General features: G+C 67.7%; 14 protein-coding genes. 10 read left to right on the forward strand and 4 right to left on the reverse strand.

Translation table 11 applies throughout. From position 1 onward, the window contains the following. Positions 1-13: 13 nt before the first annotated feature. Together ACQR1H_RS10580 and ACQR1H_RS10585 are read left to right on the forward strand one after the other, a co-directional pair. Positions 14-595: a 5-formyltetrahydrofolate cyclo-ligase gene (locus ACQR1H_RS10580; RefSeq protein ID WP_434907552.1), complete on the forward strand. Its 582-nt coding sequence runs from the start codon at positions 14-16 to the stop codon at positions 593-595. A 1-nt stretch (position 596) separates the two neighbouring features. Then, entirely contained in the window at positions 597-1421 is an 825-nt protein-coding gene (locus ACQR1H_RS10585) for a TIGR00282 family metallophosphoesterase (protein ID WP_434907517.1), read from the forward strand. 9 nt (positions 1422-1430) lie between these two features. Here the strand turns inward: ACQR1H_RS10585 and ACQR1H_RS10590 are convergent, their stop codons facing one another. Beyond that, positions 1431-2861, reverse strand: a complete 1431-nt coding sequence (locus ACQR1H_RS10590; protein WP_434892651.1) for a methyl-accepting chemotaxis protein — start codon at positions 2859-2861, stop codon at positions 1431-1433. A 45-nt stretch (positions 2862-2906) separates the two neighbouring features. Next, positions 2907-4655: a methyl-accepting chemotaxis protein gene (locus ACQR1H_RS10595; RefSeq protein WP_434886750.1), complete on the reverse strand. Its 1749-nt coding sequence runs from the start codon at positions 4653-4655 to the stop codon at positions 2907-2909. A 220-nt stretch (positions 4656-4875) separates the two neighbouring features. On the opposite strand from ACQR1H_RS10595, the gene ACQR1H_RS10600 reads away from it, so the two are divergent. The 7 genes from ACQR1H_RS10600 to ybgC all read left to right on the forward strand — a co-directional run bounded on the left by ACQR1H_RS10600 (position 4876) and on the right by ybgC (position 9862). Beyond that, positions 4876-5622 (forward strand): YebC/PmpR family DNA-binding transcriptional regulator, encoded by a 747-nt coding sequence (locus tag ACQR1H_RS10600; protein ID WP_315804796.1) that lies wholly within the window; start codon positions 4876-4878, stop codon positions 5620-5622. Positions 5623-5696: 74 nt separating this feature from the next. Further along, complete coding sequence (gene ruvC, locus ACQR1H_RS10605) at positions 5697-6224, forward strand: crossover junction endodeoxyribonuclease RuvC (protein WP_012046730.1); 528 nt, start codon at positions 5697-5699, stop codon at positions 6222-6224. Further along, positions 6221-6838: a Holliday junction branch migration protein RuvA gene (gene ruvA / locus ACQR1H_RS10610; RefSeq protein ID WP_315804797.1), complete on the forward strand. Its 618-nt coding sequence runs from the start codon at positions 6221-6223 to the stop codon at positions 6836-6838. The genes ruvC and ruvA overlap by 4 nt, the downstream gene beginning before the upstream one ends. A gap of 40 nt (positions 6839-6878) precedes the next feature. Beyond that, the gene (locus ACQR1H_RS10615; protein WP_015664393.1) at positions 6879-7298 is read left to right on the forward strand and encodes a cytidine deaminase; all 420 of its coding nucleotides are present in this window, start codon (positions 6879-6881) and stop codon (positions 7296-7298) included. Then, positions 7295-8341, forward strand: coding sequence for a Holliday junction branch migration DNA helicase RuvB (gene ruvB, locus ACQR1H_RS10620; RefSeq protein ID WP_315804799.1), 1047 nt, complete (start codon positions 7295-7297; stop codon positions 8339-8341). Before ACQR1H_RS10615 ends, ruvB begins: the two co-directional genes overlap by 4 nt. Positions 8342-8425: 84 nt before the next feature. Further along, the gene (locus ACQR1H_RS10625) at positions 8426-9346 is read left to right on the forward strand and encodes a metallophosphoesterase (protein ID WP_434873338.1); all 921 of its coding nucleotides are present in this window, start codon (positions 8426-8428) and stop codon (positions 9344-9346) included. A 66-nt stretch (positions 9347-9412) separates the two neighbouring features. Further along, complete coding sequence (gene ybgC, locus ACQR1H_RS10630; RefSeq protein ID WP_316216520.1) at positions 9413-9862, forward strand: tol-pal system-associated acyl-CoA thioesterase; 450 nt, start codon at positions 9413-9415, stop codon at positions 9860-9862. 304 nt (positions 9863-10166) lie between these two features. Here the strand turns inward: ybgC and ACQR1H_RS10635 are convergent, their stop codons facing one another. After that, on the reverse strand, positions 10167-10469 hold the full coding sequence (locus ACQR1H_RS10635) for a hypothetical protein (protein ID WP_316238127.1): 303 nt from the start codon (positions 10467-10469) through the stop codon (positions 10167-10169). Between the two features lie 334 nt (positions 10470-10803). Then, entirely contained in the window at positions 10804-11331 is a 528-nt protein-coding gene (locus tag ACQR1H_RS10640; protein WP_315804803.1) for a ParB N-terminal domain-containing protein, read from the reverse strand. A gap of 276 nt (positions 11332-11607) precedes the next feature. Here ACQR1H_RS10640 and ACQR1H_RS10645 point away from each other — a divergent pair, with 276 nt between their 5' ends. Continuing rightward, on the forward strand, positions 11608-12588 hold the full coding sequence (locus ACQR1H_RS10645; RefSeq protein WP_434907518.1) for a catalase family peroxidase: 981 nt from the start codon (positions 11608-11610) through the stop codon (positions 12586-12588). Positions 12589-13116: the final 528 nt, after the last annotated feature.

The raw sequence follows: 13116 nt of genomic DNA on the forward strand, positions 1-13116 counted from the left end.
CCGCCGCATGCCGATGAAGGCCGTCCAGCACACCAAGCAGCAGCTGCGGGCTGCAGCGCTGGCCGCGCGCGATGCGCTGAGCGACGAGGCGCGCAGCGCCGCCGCCCAGGCCATCGCGGTGCGCGGGCTGCCGTTCGCGCTGGAGCCGGGCCAGGTGGTCTCGGGCTATGCGCCGATTCGCAACGAGCTCGATCCGGTGCCGCTGATGCGCGTGCTGGCGGCGAAGGGCGCGCGGCTGGCGCTGCCGGTCATCCTGGCGCGCGGCCATTCGCTCTCCTTCCGGGAGTGGTCGCCGGGCGATCGGCTGACATTGGGCTCGCTCGGCATCCCCGAGCCGTCGCCGGTCGCGGCCGAGCTGGTGCCGGACGTGATGCTGGTCCCGCTCGCCGCCTTCGACCGCACCGGCCACCGCATCGGCTATGGCGGCGGCTACTACGACTACACCTTCTCGCACTTGCGGAAGACACATCATCTCATCGGCGTCGGGCTCGGCTTTGCCGTGCAGGAAACCGAGGCCATCCCGGCCTTGGCCCACGACGCGGCGCTGGATTATGTGCTAACCGAGCGCGAGACCTTGGATTTCCGGAGCAATTGAATTGCGAATTCTCTTCGTCGGCGACGTCGTCGGCCGGGCCGGCCGCAGCGCCGTCTCGGACCACCTTCCAGGCTTGATCCGCGATTGGGCGCTCGATCTCGTCATCATCAATGGCGAGAACGCGGCCGGCGGGTTCGGCATCACCGAGGCGATCTATCAGGAGCTGGTCGATGCCGGCGCCGACGCGGTCACGCTCGGCAACCACTCCTGGGACCAGCGCGAGGCGCTGGTGTTCATCGAGCGCGCGCCGCGCCTGGTGCGTCCCGCGAACTATCCGGCGGGCACGCCCGGCCGTGGCGCCGCGCTGATCGATGCCAAGAACGGCGCCCGCGCGCTGGTGGTCAACGTGCTCGGTCGCGTGTTCATGACGCCGTTCGACGATCCGTTCGCGGCACTGGGGCGCGAGCTCGGCGCCTGCCCGCTGCGCGAGGCGGCGGATGCTGTTGTGGTCGACGTGCATTGCGAGGCCTCCAGCGAGAAGCAGGGCATGGGCTATTTCTGCGACGGCCGCGCCAGCCTCGTCGTCGGCACCCATACGCATGTGCCAACGGCCGATCACCAGATCCTGCCCGGCGGCACCGCCTACATGACCGATGCCGGCATGACCGGCGATTACGACTCCATCATCGGCATGCAGAAGGACGAGCCGCTGCGGCGCTTCCAGTCGGGCATCCCGTCGGCGCGGTTCGAGCCGGCGTCCGGCGAGGCGACGCTGAGCGGGGTGGCGGTCGAGACCGACAACGGCACCGGGCTTGCGACCAAGGTCGCGCCGGTGCGGATCGGCGGCCGGCTGTCGCAAACGAGGCCGGCGTTCTGGGGAGGATGAGAGGCTGCGTCAGGCCTTGAGGCGAAAACCCATCCGGAAGGCGCCCCAATGGCGGCCCTTGACGACGATCGGTGCCGAGAGGTCCTTCATCAGCACGAACTGCCCGCCGCCCATGTCGCGGCGGTAGGTCTGCAGCAGGAACGGCTTGTTGCTGGCGGCGGCCACCTTCTTGACCGCGCGGTCGTCGAACAGCCGGCGGTTGCGGCAGTTGGCGTTGTTCCAGACCGGATCGGGCCCCTGCGGCCTGCGGTAGTTCGGATTGTGCGTCGGCAGATAGCCGCCGCGCGCCCAGGCGACGCAGAACACGATGCGCGGGTCGCTGCCCTGGATCGGGTCCTGGATCGCGGGCAGCACGCGGTCGGTGAACTCGACGTAGCGCGTCATGTACTGCTTGGGATTGGTGCCGGGAATCTCGCGATAGGTCTCGTCCATCAGGTCGGCGAGCGTGATCTCGCCGCGATCGATCGCCGCCTCGAAGGTCGCCGAGATCTGCCGGGCGGTCTCGACGACGGTCTTGATCAGCGGCGCGTCCGTGGTCTGCACGCCGCTTTCGGCGATCAGCCCGATCAGCGCCTCGGAATGATCGAGCAGCTTGGCGATGCGGCTGTCGGCCTGTTTGAGCTCGACCGAGGACTGGTCGACGCCCTTGGCGAGCTCGTTGAGCTCGCTGATCACGGCGTCGCAATGCGCGAGGTTGGAGGTCGCGGCCTTCGCCACGCCGTCGATCTCCTGGCCGACGCTGGTGAAGCCGTCCTGGACGCGGACGATGATGCCGCCGATCTGCTGGGCGCCTTCACCCGCTGTCTTGGCGCGCGACGAGGCCTGGCCGCTCTCGCCGAGCAGGCTCTTCACCTGCGAGTCGAGCCCACGCAGGGTATCGCCGATCTCCTGGGTGGCTTGGCGGGTCGCCTCGGCGAGCGACTTCACCTCGCTCGCGACGACGGCAAAGCCGCGGCCGGCGCTGCCGGCGCGCGCGGCCTCGATGGTGGCGTTCAGCGCCAGCAGGTTGGTCTGCTTGGCGATCGCCTCGATCGCCACCGAGACCTTGGCGACCTGCGACAGCGCATCGCCGACCGAGCCGAGCCGCTGCTCGATGCGCTCGACGGACTCGACCAGTTCGGCGATGTGCCGCACCGCGGTGTCGACCACGTTGCGCGACTGGGTGATGTCGCCGACCGCGGCGGTCGTGGCCGATTGCACCGCCTGCGAGGCGGTGGCGATGTCGTGATTGGCCGCGACCATGGTCTTGGCTGTGGCCTGCAGATGCCCGAACCGCTGCGACTGGTAGCTGACGCGGTTGGCGACCTCCTGGACGTTGCCGGCGACGTCGGCGAGCTCGACGCCGAGGCCCCCGATGCGGTCGGCGATCTCGTCGATCAGCCGCTCGGCGCCGGTGCGCGCGTCGTGACTTTCCAGAATGGCGCGTTGCGCGACCGACATGTCCAGACTCCCGGGCTTGATAGGATCAGAAAATCGCCGCTTGGCTCACAATTTGTAGGCGGTGCGGAAGCCGCCCCAGTGCCGGCCGCGGACGCGGATCGGTACGTCGATTTCGCGCATCATGATGGTGTTGCCGTTGCCCATGTCGCGCGCGTAGCTCTGGATCAGATAGGGCCGCTGGTTGCGCCCGGCCGCGAGCCCGGCCGGATCGTTGAAGATGCGGCGGTTGCGGCTGTTGGCGGTATTGAAGGCGACATCGCCCGGCCGCTGCGGATGCGAATAGATCTTGTTGTGCACCGGCAGATAGCCGTTGCGGTCGATCGCGACGCAGAACGCCAAGCGCTGATCCTTGGCCAGGAAGGCCTCCTGGAACGCAGGCAGCGCGCGCTCGGCCCAGTCGAGGATCCGGCTGCGATGCTGCTGCGGATTGGTGCCGGGGATCTCGACATAGTTGGTGTCGAACATGTCCTCGATCGTGACCTCGCCGCGCGCGACGGCGCTCTCGAACATCCGGTTCAGCTCGGTGCCGGCTTCCATGGCGCGGGTGACGAACTCGTTGTTCTCCTCGTGCAGCGCCCAGAGCTTGTCCTCGATCTTCTCGCGTAGTTCGGCACTTGGCGCATCGAACCGCGCCTGGGCGCCGGCCTTGACCTGCTCGGTGACGCGCAGGCGGCACGGACCGACGTCCTCCAGCACGGCGTCGAGACGCTCGTTCACGGGCAGGCGGCTGGCATCTGGGCCGGTGATCAGAAGGCCGTCGTTGGAAATCTCATAGACCGGCGCATCGATCGTACGTGCGCCCGACTTGATCTCGAGCTTGAGGTGACAGGGCAGACGCTCGCTGCCGCTGCGCACGGGCCGATCGCCCTGCCGCAGCAGCACGGCGCAGCGCGCCTTCAGCTTCTGGGCGTACATGGTCACGGCGCGCCCGGCGTTCGTGACGCGCTCGCCATAGCTCTCGGCCTGCTGGGTGGCGCTGCCGATGTCGGCGGCGCTGTCGACCACCGAGGATATGAACTGCGAGGCCTGGGCCGCATTGTTCGACATCTCGCCGGTGGTCTGGTTCTGTTCGGCGACGGCGCCGTTGACGTTGGTGAAGACGGGGCGGATCGCCTCGATCGCCTGGGCGATGCGGTGGACGGCGTCGGCCGAGCCGGCGGCGTCCTTCTGCAGTGCCTCGATCTTGCGCGTGATCTCCTCGGTCGCGTTCTGGGTCTGCACGGCGAGGGCCTTGACCTCGGTCGCGACCACCGCGAAGCCGCGGCCGGCCTCGCCGGCGCGGGCGGCCTCGATGGTCGAGTTGAGCGCGAGCAGGGTGGTCTGGCGCGCGATCTGGGAGATCAGGTTGACGACGTTGCCGATCGCCGCCGAGGATTCGCGCAGGCGGTCGACGTTGGCCTGGGCTTCCGTGGCGGCGGCGCTGGCCTGGTCGGCGAGCTGGCCGGCGTCCTGGACCTGGGCACGGATACCGTGGGCGGACTGGGTCACCTTCTCCGCGGCGTGGGCGAACGTCGCCGCCGTTCCTTGCGCGGCGCTGCTGCGCCCGCTCAGCGCATCGGCGCGCTGGCGAATGTCCGTCAGCGTCCCCGCCGTCGCCTCGGCGCCGCTGGCGACCGCATCGGCGGCGCGCTCGAGCTGACGAATCATGCCGCCGAGTTCCAGCTCCAGCAGGTCGAGGATGGCCTTGGCCGAATCGGCATCCGACGACGTCGGCGGCTCCGGCGCGGCCACCGGCTTCGGTTCGGCCACCGGATCGGGCGCAGAGGGTTGTCTTGCAAAGAAACCAAACGCCATGGGGTGGGCCCCGGTGCGGGTGAAAAGGTGCAGAGGGGCGGGATCGTTGCACTTGACTGTGAAGCCATGGTTAACATTGGCTTATGCTGCAGGGCACCCGGCCGGCTTCCCGAAGGGGGCAGCCACCGCAGAATCCACCTCAAATCTTTGATTTTGCCGATTCCCGGCCTATAAGGCCGCGCTTCCCCCATTGATCCCCTACGATTGCAAGAGACCTCGCATGGCCGGCCATTCCCAATTCAAGAACATCATGCATCGCAAGGGCCGGCAGGATGCGATGAAGTCCAAGCTGTTCGGCAAGCTGGCGCGCGAAATCACCGTCGCCGCCAAGCTCGGCACGCCCGACCCGGCGATGAACCCGCGGCTGCGCGCCGCCGTGGTCGCCGCCCGGGCCGAGAACATGCCCAAGGACAATATCGAGCGGGCCATCAAGAAGGCGCTCGGCGGCGAGGGCGACAATTATGCCGAGATCCGCTACGAGGGCTATGGCCCGGGCGGCGTCGCCGTCATCGTCGAGGCGCTGACCGACAACCGCAACCGCGCCGCCTCCGATATTCGCTCCTATTTCACCAAGTCCGGCGGCAATCTCGGCGAAACGGGTTCGGTCTCGTTCATGTTCGACCGCGTCGGGATCATCGAGTTCGACCGCAGCGTCGCCTCTGACGACGCGGTGCTGGACGCCGCGATCGAGGCCGGCGCGGATGACGTGATCTCGGGCGAGGGCGGCCACGAGGTCTATGCCTCGCCGGACAGTTTCCACGAGGTCGCCAAGAACCTCGAGGCCAAGTTCGGCGAGCCGCGCAAGGCGGCGTTGACCTGGAAGCCGCAGAACACGGTGGCGGTCGACGACGAGACCGGCGAGAAGCTGTTGAAGCTGATGGACCTCCTGAACGAGCACGACGACGTCCAGAACGTCTACGCCAATTTCGAGATTTCGGACGCGCTGATGGCGAAGATGGGCGGTTGACGGACGCTTGACCACGTCGTTCGTGCGTTCCGTTTATGTTTCCATCGGTGCGGCGCAAGGCTATCTCTGAACCCATGAAAGCCCAGCCGATTCGCGCAGCCGTCCGCATCATCGGGATCGATCCTGGCCTCCGCCGCACCGGCTGGGGCGTGATCGAGAGCGAGGGCAACCGCCTGATCTATGTCGGCTGCGGCTCGGTCGAGCCGCCCGACGACCTGCCGCTGGCGAACAGACTTCTCGCCATCCACGAGGGTCTCGCCAAGGTCCTGAATGACTTCCAGCCGCTGGAGGCCGCGGTCGAGCAGACCTTCGTCAACAAGGACGGCGTCGCCACCCTGAAGCTCGGCCAGGCTCGCGGCATCGCGATGCTGGCGCCAGCGATGTTCGGAATTTCGGTCGCCGAATACGCCCCCAACCAGGTCAAGAAGACCGTGGTCGGCGCCGGGCACGCCGACAAGGGCCAGATCGCGGTGATGCTGAAGATCCTGCTGCCGAAGGCCGAGCCGCCGTCGGCCGACGCGGCGGACGCGCTCGCGATTGCGATCACCCATGCCCATCACCGCCAGGGCCAGGCGCTGCGCATGAAGGTGGCCGGGCTATGATCGGCAAGCTGAAGGGGCTGATCGACTCCTATGCCGAGGACTTCGTCATCCTCGATGTCGGCGGCGTCGGCTACCAGGTGCACTGCTCGGCGCGCACCTTGCAGGCCTTGCCGTCGCCCGGTGAAGCCGCCACATTGTCGATCGAGACCTATGTGCGCGAGGACCAGATCAAGCTGTTCGGTTTTCGCTCGGATGTCGAACGGGAATGGTTTCGCCTTTTGCAGACCGTGCAGGGCGTCGGCGCCAAGGTCGCGCTCGCCGTCCTCGGCACTCTGCCGCCGGCCGATCTCGCCAACGCCATTGCGCTGCGCGACAAGGCCGCGGTGGCGCGCACGCCGGGCGTCGGTCCGAAGGTCGCCGAGCGCATCGTGACCGAGCTGAAGGACAAGGCGCCGGCGTTCGCCGATGTCGATCCCGGCGTGGTCCGGCTGTCCGGCGCCATCGAGGAGTCCCGCGCGCCGCAGCCGATTGCGGACGCGATTTCGGCGCTCATCAATCTCGGCTACGGCCAGCCGCAGGCGGCCGCCGCCATCGCCGCCGCCTCGCGTACGGCCGGCGACAAGGCCGAGACCGCCCAACTCATCCGCCTCGGCCTCAAGGAGCTGGCGAAGTAGGTCGCCGCACCGGGCGAGCAGAAGGACAACGATCTTCACCATGGTGAGCAAGAAGGACAAGGAGCTGATCGAGGCGGCCGCATCAGCGGTGAAGAGCCGCTATCGCAACGATTGGCAGGAGGTCGGCGCAGCCATGCGCACGCGCGACGGCCGCATCATCACGGGCGTCAACATCGATGCCTATCTCGGCCGCAACGCCGTCTGCGCCGAGGCCATCGCGATCGGCCGCGCCATCACGGAGCACGGCGACCACGGCATCGAGACCATCGTCGCGGTGCGCCATCCCAAGCCCGGCGAGCCCGGCGAGGTCGCCGTGGTCTCGCCCTGCGGCACCTGCCGCGAGCTGATCCACGACTATGATGCCAAGGCGCGCGTCATCGTGCCGTCGAACGGCAAGGGGCCTGCGGCGGTGACCATCGGCGAGCTGCTGCCGAACAAGTACAGGCGCGGCAACGAATGAAGCCGCCTGCGCGCATGGTCAGTCCTGAGCGGCGCTCCGATGATGTCGGCGACACCGCGCTGCGTCCGCAGCAGCTGTCGGAGTTCGTCGGCCAGCAGCAGGCGCGCGCCAATCTGTCGATCTTCATCGAGGCGGCGCGCAAGCGCGGCGAGGCGCTCGACCATGTGCTGTTCGTCGGCCCGCCCGGCCTCGGCAAGACGACCTTGGCGCAGATCGTGGCGCGCGAGCTAGGTGTCGGCTTCCGCGCTACCTCGGGTCCGGTCATCGCCAAGGCCGGCGATCTCGCGGCGCTGCTGACCAATCTCGAAGAGCGCGACGTGCTGTTCATCGACGAGATCCATCGTCTCAGCCCGGCGGTCGAGGAGGTGCTCTATCCCGCGATGGAGGACTTCCAGCTCGACCTCATCATCGGCGAGGGACCGGCCGCGCGGTCGGTGAAGATCGATCTGTCGAAGTTCACCCTGGTCGGCGCCACCACCCGCGCGGGCCTGCTGACTAATCCGTTGCGTGACCGCTTCGGCATCCCGATCCGCCTGAACTTCTACACCGTCGAGGAGCTCGAAGGCATCGTCACGCGCGGTGCCCGCGTGCTCGGAGTCGGCATGACCGCGGACGGCGCCAACGAGATCGCGCGGCGCGCCCGCGGCACCCCGCGCATCGCCGGCCGGCTGCTGCGCCGTGTGCGTGACTTCGCCTCGGCGGCAAACGCGGACGCGATCGATCGCGCCATCGCCGATCACGCGCTGAGCGCGCTGGAGGTCGATGCCGCCGGGTTGGACGCGATGGACCGGCGTTATCTCTCGACCATCGCGCTGAACTACGGCGGCGGCCCGGTCGGCGTCGAGACCATGGCGGCGGCGCTGTCGGAGCCGCGCGACGCGATCGAGGACATCATCGAGCCCTATCTGATCCAATGCGGCTATCTGCAGCGCACGCCGCGCGGCCGGCTGCTGACCACGCACGCGTTCAAGCATCTCGGCCTGGCCGAGCCGAACCGCGATCCCAGCCAGTTCGGCCTGTTCGGCAATGAGGACGATGATTAACGAAACTGCTGACAATCTGCACAGACGCACCCGAAATCGGTTGCAATGATCAGGGAGAAGGGAGCCGCTGCGAGGAGTTTATCGATGCTGTCACGCCGTCGCTTTCTGTCATTCTCAGGCGGTCTTGCCGCGACCGGTTTTTCGACTGCGACCTATGGCGTCGGCGTCGAGCCGCTCCGTCTCGGCGTCACCGACTATCACGTCCATCCGCACAACTGGCCCGCTGGGCTGAGACTGAAGATCGCGGCCATCGCCGATATCCATGCCTGCGATCCTTGGATGTCGCTGGTGCATATCGACGGGATTGTGCAGCGTGCCAACGCGCTGCAGCCGGATCTGATCGTCCTGCTCGGCGACTACGTCGCCGGTCATCGTCATCACATCGGACGCATCGACGCCGCCGCCTGGGCGCCGGTGCTCGGCGGCCTGAAGGCGCCGCTGGGCGTGCACGCCATCCTGGGCAATCATGATTATTGGGATGATCGAACCGTGCAGCGCGACGGCCGCGGCGCGCCGTATGCCCAGAAGGCGCTCGAGGCCGCCGGCATTCCCGTCTACGAGAACGACGTCGTGCGTCTCACGAAGAACGGCCATGCCTTCTGGCTTGCCGGCCTCGGCGATCAGTTGGCCTACATGCCGGCGCGCCGCTTCCGGCCGATGCCGCGGATCGGCATCGATGATCTCGCAGGGACGCTGCGCAAGGTGACGGACAGCGCCCCGCTCATTCTGCTGGCGCACGAGCCCGACGTCGCGCTTCGGGTGCCGCCGCGCGTGGCGCTGCAACTGTCGGGGCATACGCATGGTGGCCAGATCCGCCTGCTCGGCTGGTCGCCGGCCGTTCCCGCGCGCAATGGCGTCAATCTGGCCTACGGCCACATCCGCACCCAATGCGACGTGATCGTCTCCGGCGGCCTCGGCTGCAGCATCATGCCAGTCCGGATCGGCATGCCGCCGGAAATCGTGCTGGTCACCGTCGGCAGGGAACCCGTCGAGGTGACGTCCTAGCCTGCTCTTGCGCTGGCCGTTGAACTGGGCGAAACGATCGCCATTTCCGGCTATCGAGGGCGTCCCTTGACCCATCACCATCTCGACGGCGAGATCCGCGACGGCCGTCACCACATGCAGGTCCGCGTCTACTACGAGGACACGGATTTCTCAGGCATCGTCTACCACGCCAACTACCTTCGTTTCATGGAGCGCGGCCGTACCAATCACCTGAGGCTGATGGGCGCCGAGCAGCACGCGCTGTTCGCGGAGGCGGCAAGCGAAGCCCCGGGTTTCGCCTTCGTGGTGCGCTCGATGACGCTCGACTTCCTGCGGCCGGCCCGTATGGACGACGTGCTCGACGTCGTCACCTGGCCCGTGGCGGTGAAGGGGGCGTCGATCACGCTGGCGCAGGAGGTCAGGCGCGGCGAGGAGGTGCTCGTCAAGGCCGACGTGAGAGTCGCGTTCATCAGCGGCGGCAGGGCGCAGCCGATACCGAAAGCGCTGCGCGACCTGATGAAGGCGGACATCGCCTAAAGGCGTGCTAACGGCGGGGCGGGCGGAGGGATGAAGATGCGCCTGCCGGCGATCGCGACCTCGCCGCCGTCCAGTCGGCCGCGCCATTTGCGCCGCGAACGCGGCGACAGCTCCGAGAATAGGCTCTTTCAGCCGAAGGCGGCTGCGACGGAGGGACGTGGCGGCCAACGTCGCTGCCATTGGCATGCTCGCAGTGCTTGCCGCGCCCGTCGCATCGCGCTGAGTCGGACGGGCGTGATCGGAGTTGCCTAGCCCGTCCAGCACTGTCCTCCGCGGAGCAACGAGCGGGACGGACACGCGGCGCCTACGGGCAGAACCAGGCCGGTCCGATCTGCATGCAGCCCCGGCGGTGATGGTCGTGCGGGCGGAAGCGATAGCGGTGCCAGCCGGCAGGAGGACCGTGACGCCGTCCGTCGTGGCCGCGATAGCCGTGACGTCTTTGCTCGTGCTGCCAGCGACCGTCTCCGTTGCCGTGATCCCGCTGCGCAAGGCGCATCGGAGAAGCAGCCGCTTCGCCCTCATCTGCCGCGACGGCCATCGGCGCCGCCGAGGCTCCGACGGAGCTGACGAGAAGGATGGCGGAGAGTGCAACGATGGTTGCTCGCATCAGGGGCTCCAATTCATTGTCGAGGCTGGGTTGTGCCGGTTGAAGGACGCGGGTCGGCTTGGCTGCACGGCAACGCCGCGCCGGCTTTGCGGATTTCGTTCCCGCGAGTGTCGGCAACGTGCGGCCGCAGGGCGCGTTCCCCACGGATCGCCGCGAGAGGCGCGTCAAACTGCCCCTGCGCGGGCCGGGGTCCAGCGCTGCTGCGCGCATGTGCGGGGATGGACGTGACTGTGCTGAACTGCGACGCGAGGCGGCGGATCACGCTGCGCTGATCCGCCAGACGGACTGCCGCTCAATCAGACCGCGGCCGGGGGGCACTCGCGCGTTGAAACCGTCAGTATCGCCCGCCGCTGCGCTCTTGTTGCTTGATCCAATCCGACAAGGTCCGGGGCGACGATCCTTGTCCGGGGCGCGATGGCTTCGCGGTGGCAGTCCTGTTGCTCCGGTTCGTCGTCTCGGTCGGCCCGCGCGGGCGCGTCGCGGCATGGGCGCCCGAGACGCCTCTCGGGGCCGTTGCGAGCTTCTCCGCTTCCTCCTTCTCCAGCCGCAGCTTGCGCAGCCGCTCCATCTTCTCGCGCTCCGGATCGACCGGCGGCGGTGGCAGCTCGCGCTGGCGGGCTTCCTCGGCGGAGATCAGCAGACCCATGATGGCGCTTTCGCCGAGGGCCTTGCAGGCTTCGAGGCGGTGCAGACCTTCGACCAGGACAAAATGGTCCTTGTCGCGGCGGACGAGGATCGGCTCGCGCTGGCCGGCCTCCAAAATGCTTTCGGCCAGCGCGTCGACCGCGTCCTGCCTCAGCGCCTTGCGCTTCTTGTCGGGGACGTGGATCCTGTCGATGGGGAAGCTTTCCGGTGCGGACACAGTCGAAACTCCGTCGTGGGCGCGCCGTCCGGCGTCAGGGTCGGAGGGGGCACGATCCCCCGATCCGCACCGCGGAGGGAGGCAGACCGGACACGCGCGACTACAATAGAGACATTCGCCATCTCGCCGCAAGGAGCGGGTGACGGGGCGTAATGGCTCCTGTCAGACGGCAAGGTGGATCATGCGGTGAGGGCGCCCATCGGCCGCGCTCGAAAGTCGCTCGCGCGTCAATTCATGCTGCTATGCTGCATCCCTCATACAAGGAGGACGCCGCTCATGACGACACGCACACTCGTTGCCGCGCTGGCCGGGATTGCCCTCGCGTTGCCGGCCGCTGCCCTCGCGCAGGAGCCGCCGGTCGAGGAGCAGCTCGTCAATGCGATGAACAAGGTGTTCGGCGTGCACGCCGGCTTTCGCGCCAATCACGCCAAGGGCGTCGTCGTCGAGGGCAAGTTCAAGCCGTCGGCCGAGGCGGTGACCTTGAGCAAGGCGTCGCTGTTCAGCGGCGGCGAGGTTCCGGTCACGGTGCGGTTCTCGGACTCCACTGGCGTGCCGAACCTGCCGGACGGCTCCGGCGACGCCAATCCGCACGGCATGGCGGTGAAGTTTCATCTCGCCGACGGCAGCGACATGGACCTCGTGATCAACTCGCTGAAATTCTTCCCTGTCTCGACGGGGGCGGAGTTACGCGATTTGTTCCTGGCGATCGCGGACTCCGGACCGAGTGCGGCCAAGCCGACCAGGCTCGAGCAGTTCATCGCCAGCCATCCCTCGGTGCCGGCGGCGCTCGGCACCATCGCGACGCCGGACAGTCTTGCCGACGAGGCCTATTTCGGCGTCAACGCCTTCGTCCTCGTCAACAAGGCCGGCGAGAAGCAGGCGGTGCGCTGGCAGATGCTGCCGGAGAAGGTCGTGCATATCGACAAGGAGGACGCGGCGAAACGCGCGCCGGACTTCCTGATGGCCGAACTGCCGGCGCGGCTGAAGCAGGGGCCGGTGACGTTCCGCTTCAAGGCGCAGCTCGCCGCGGCCGGCGACGACACCAGGGATCCGGCAAAGCCGTGGCCTGACGATCGCAAGCTGGTCGAGCTCGGCGTGCTGACGATCGACAAGGCGGTCGAAGACAGTGACGCCGCGCAGAAGAAGCTGCTGTTCCTGCCGGGCCAGCTCACCGACGGCATCGAGGCCTCCGACGATCCGATGATCGACATCCGCAACGGCGCCTATGCCATCTCGTTCTCGCGGCGCAATCCGTGATGCCTATGGCATGACACGAAATCTGCCGCGCGCCGCCGCGCTACATCCGGCCGCAATCATGGATGTTTCGCGGCGCGCTGCTCCGATGAATTGCCCCGACGTCGACGAAGGTCCGCCTCATTCGGTGCGATCGCGGCGGCCTTTGCCGCTTTCTCTTCCGATCGATGACGTCGCGCGGGCCGCGCAATAGCGGCGAAACCACGGGCAGGACTTGTCGGCGCGCATGGATAGCCGAGCGTCGGCGCGTCGACGGCGAAGGCGACCGCACAGACCAAGTGCCGCCCTCTTCGCTGTAGTGCAATCGGAGCGTGTGGTTGACGTGAAGGCCGACGATCGCGAGGTGCGCGCGATCAGGACGCATGCCGCCGAGCGCGCTCTGCGCCTGCTGTGAGTTCGGTGCGGACGTTCGTCTACTACGAACTCATGAGCCGCTGCGGCATCGCGTGTCGCGCCGTTTGTCGCAATCGTGTCGCGCGCTGCTTCATTTTGCCAGAATCCTGCATCTTGCGTGCAACAGTCAAAGCCGAA

This window comes from Bradyrhizobium sp. HKCCYLRH2015, assembly GCF_051168215.1.
Classification (GTDB): domain Bacteria; phylum Pseudomonadota; class Alphaproteobacteria; order Rhizobiales; family Xanthobacteraceae; genus Bradyrhizobium.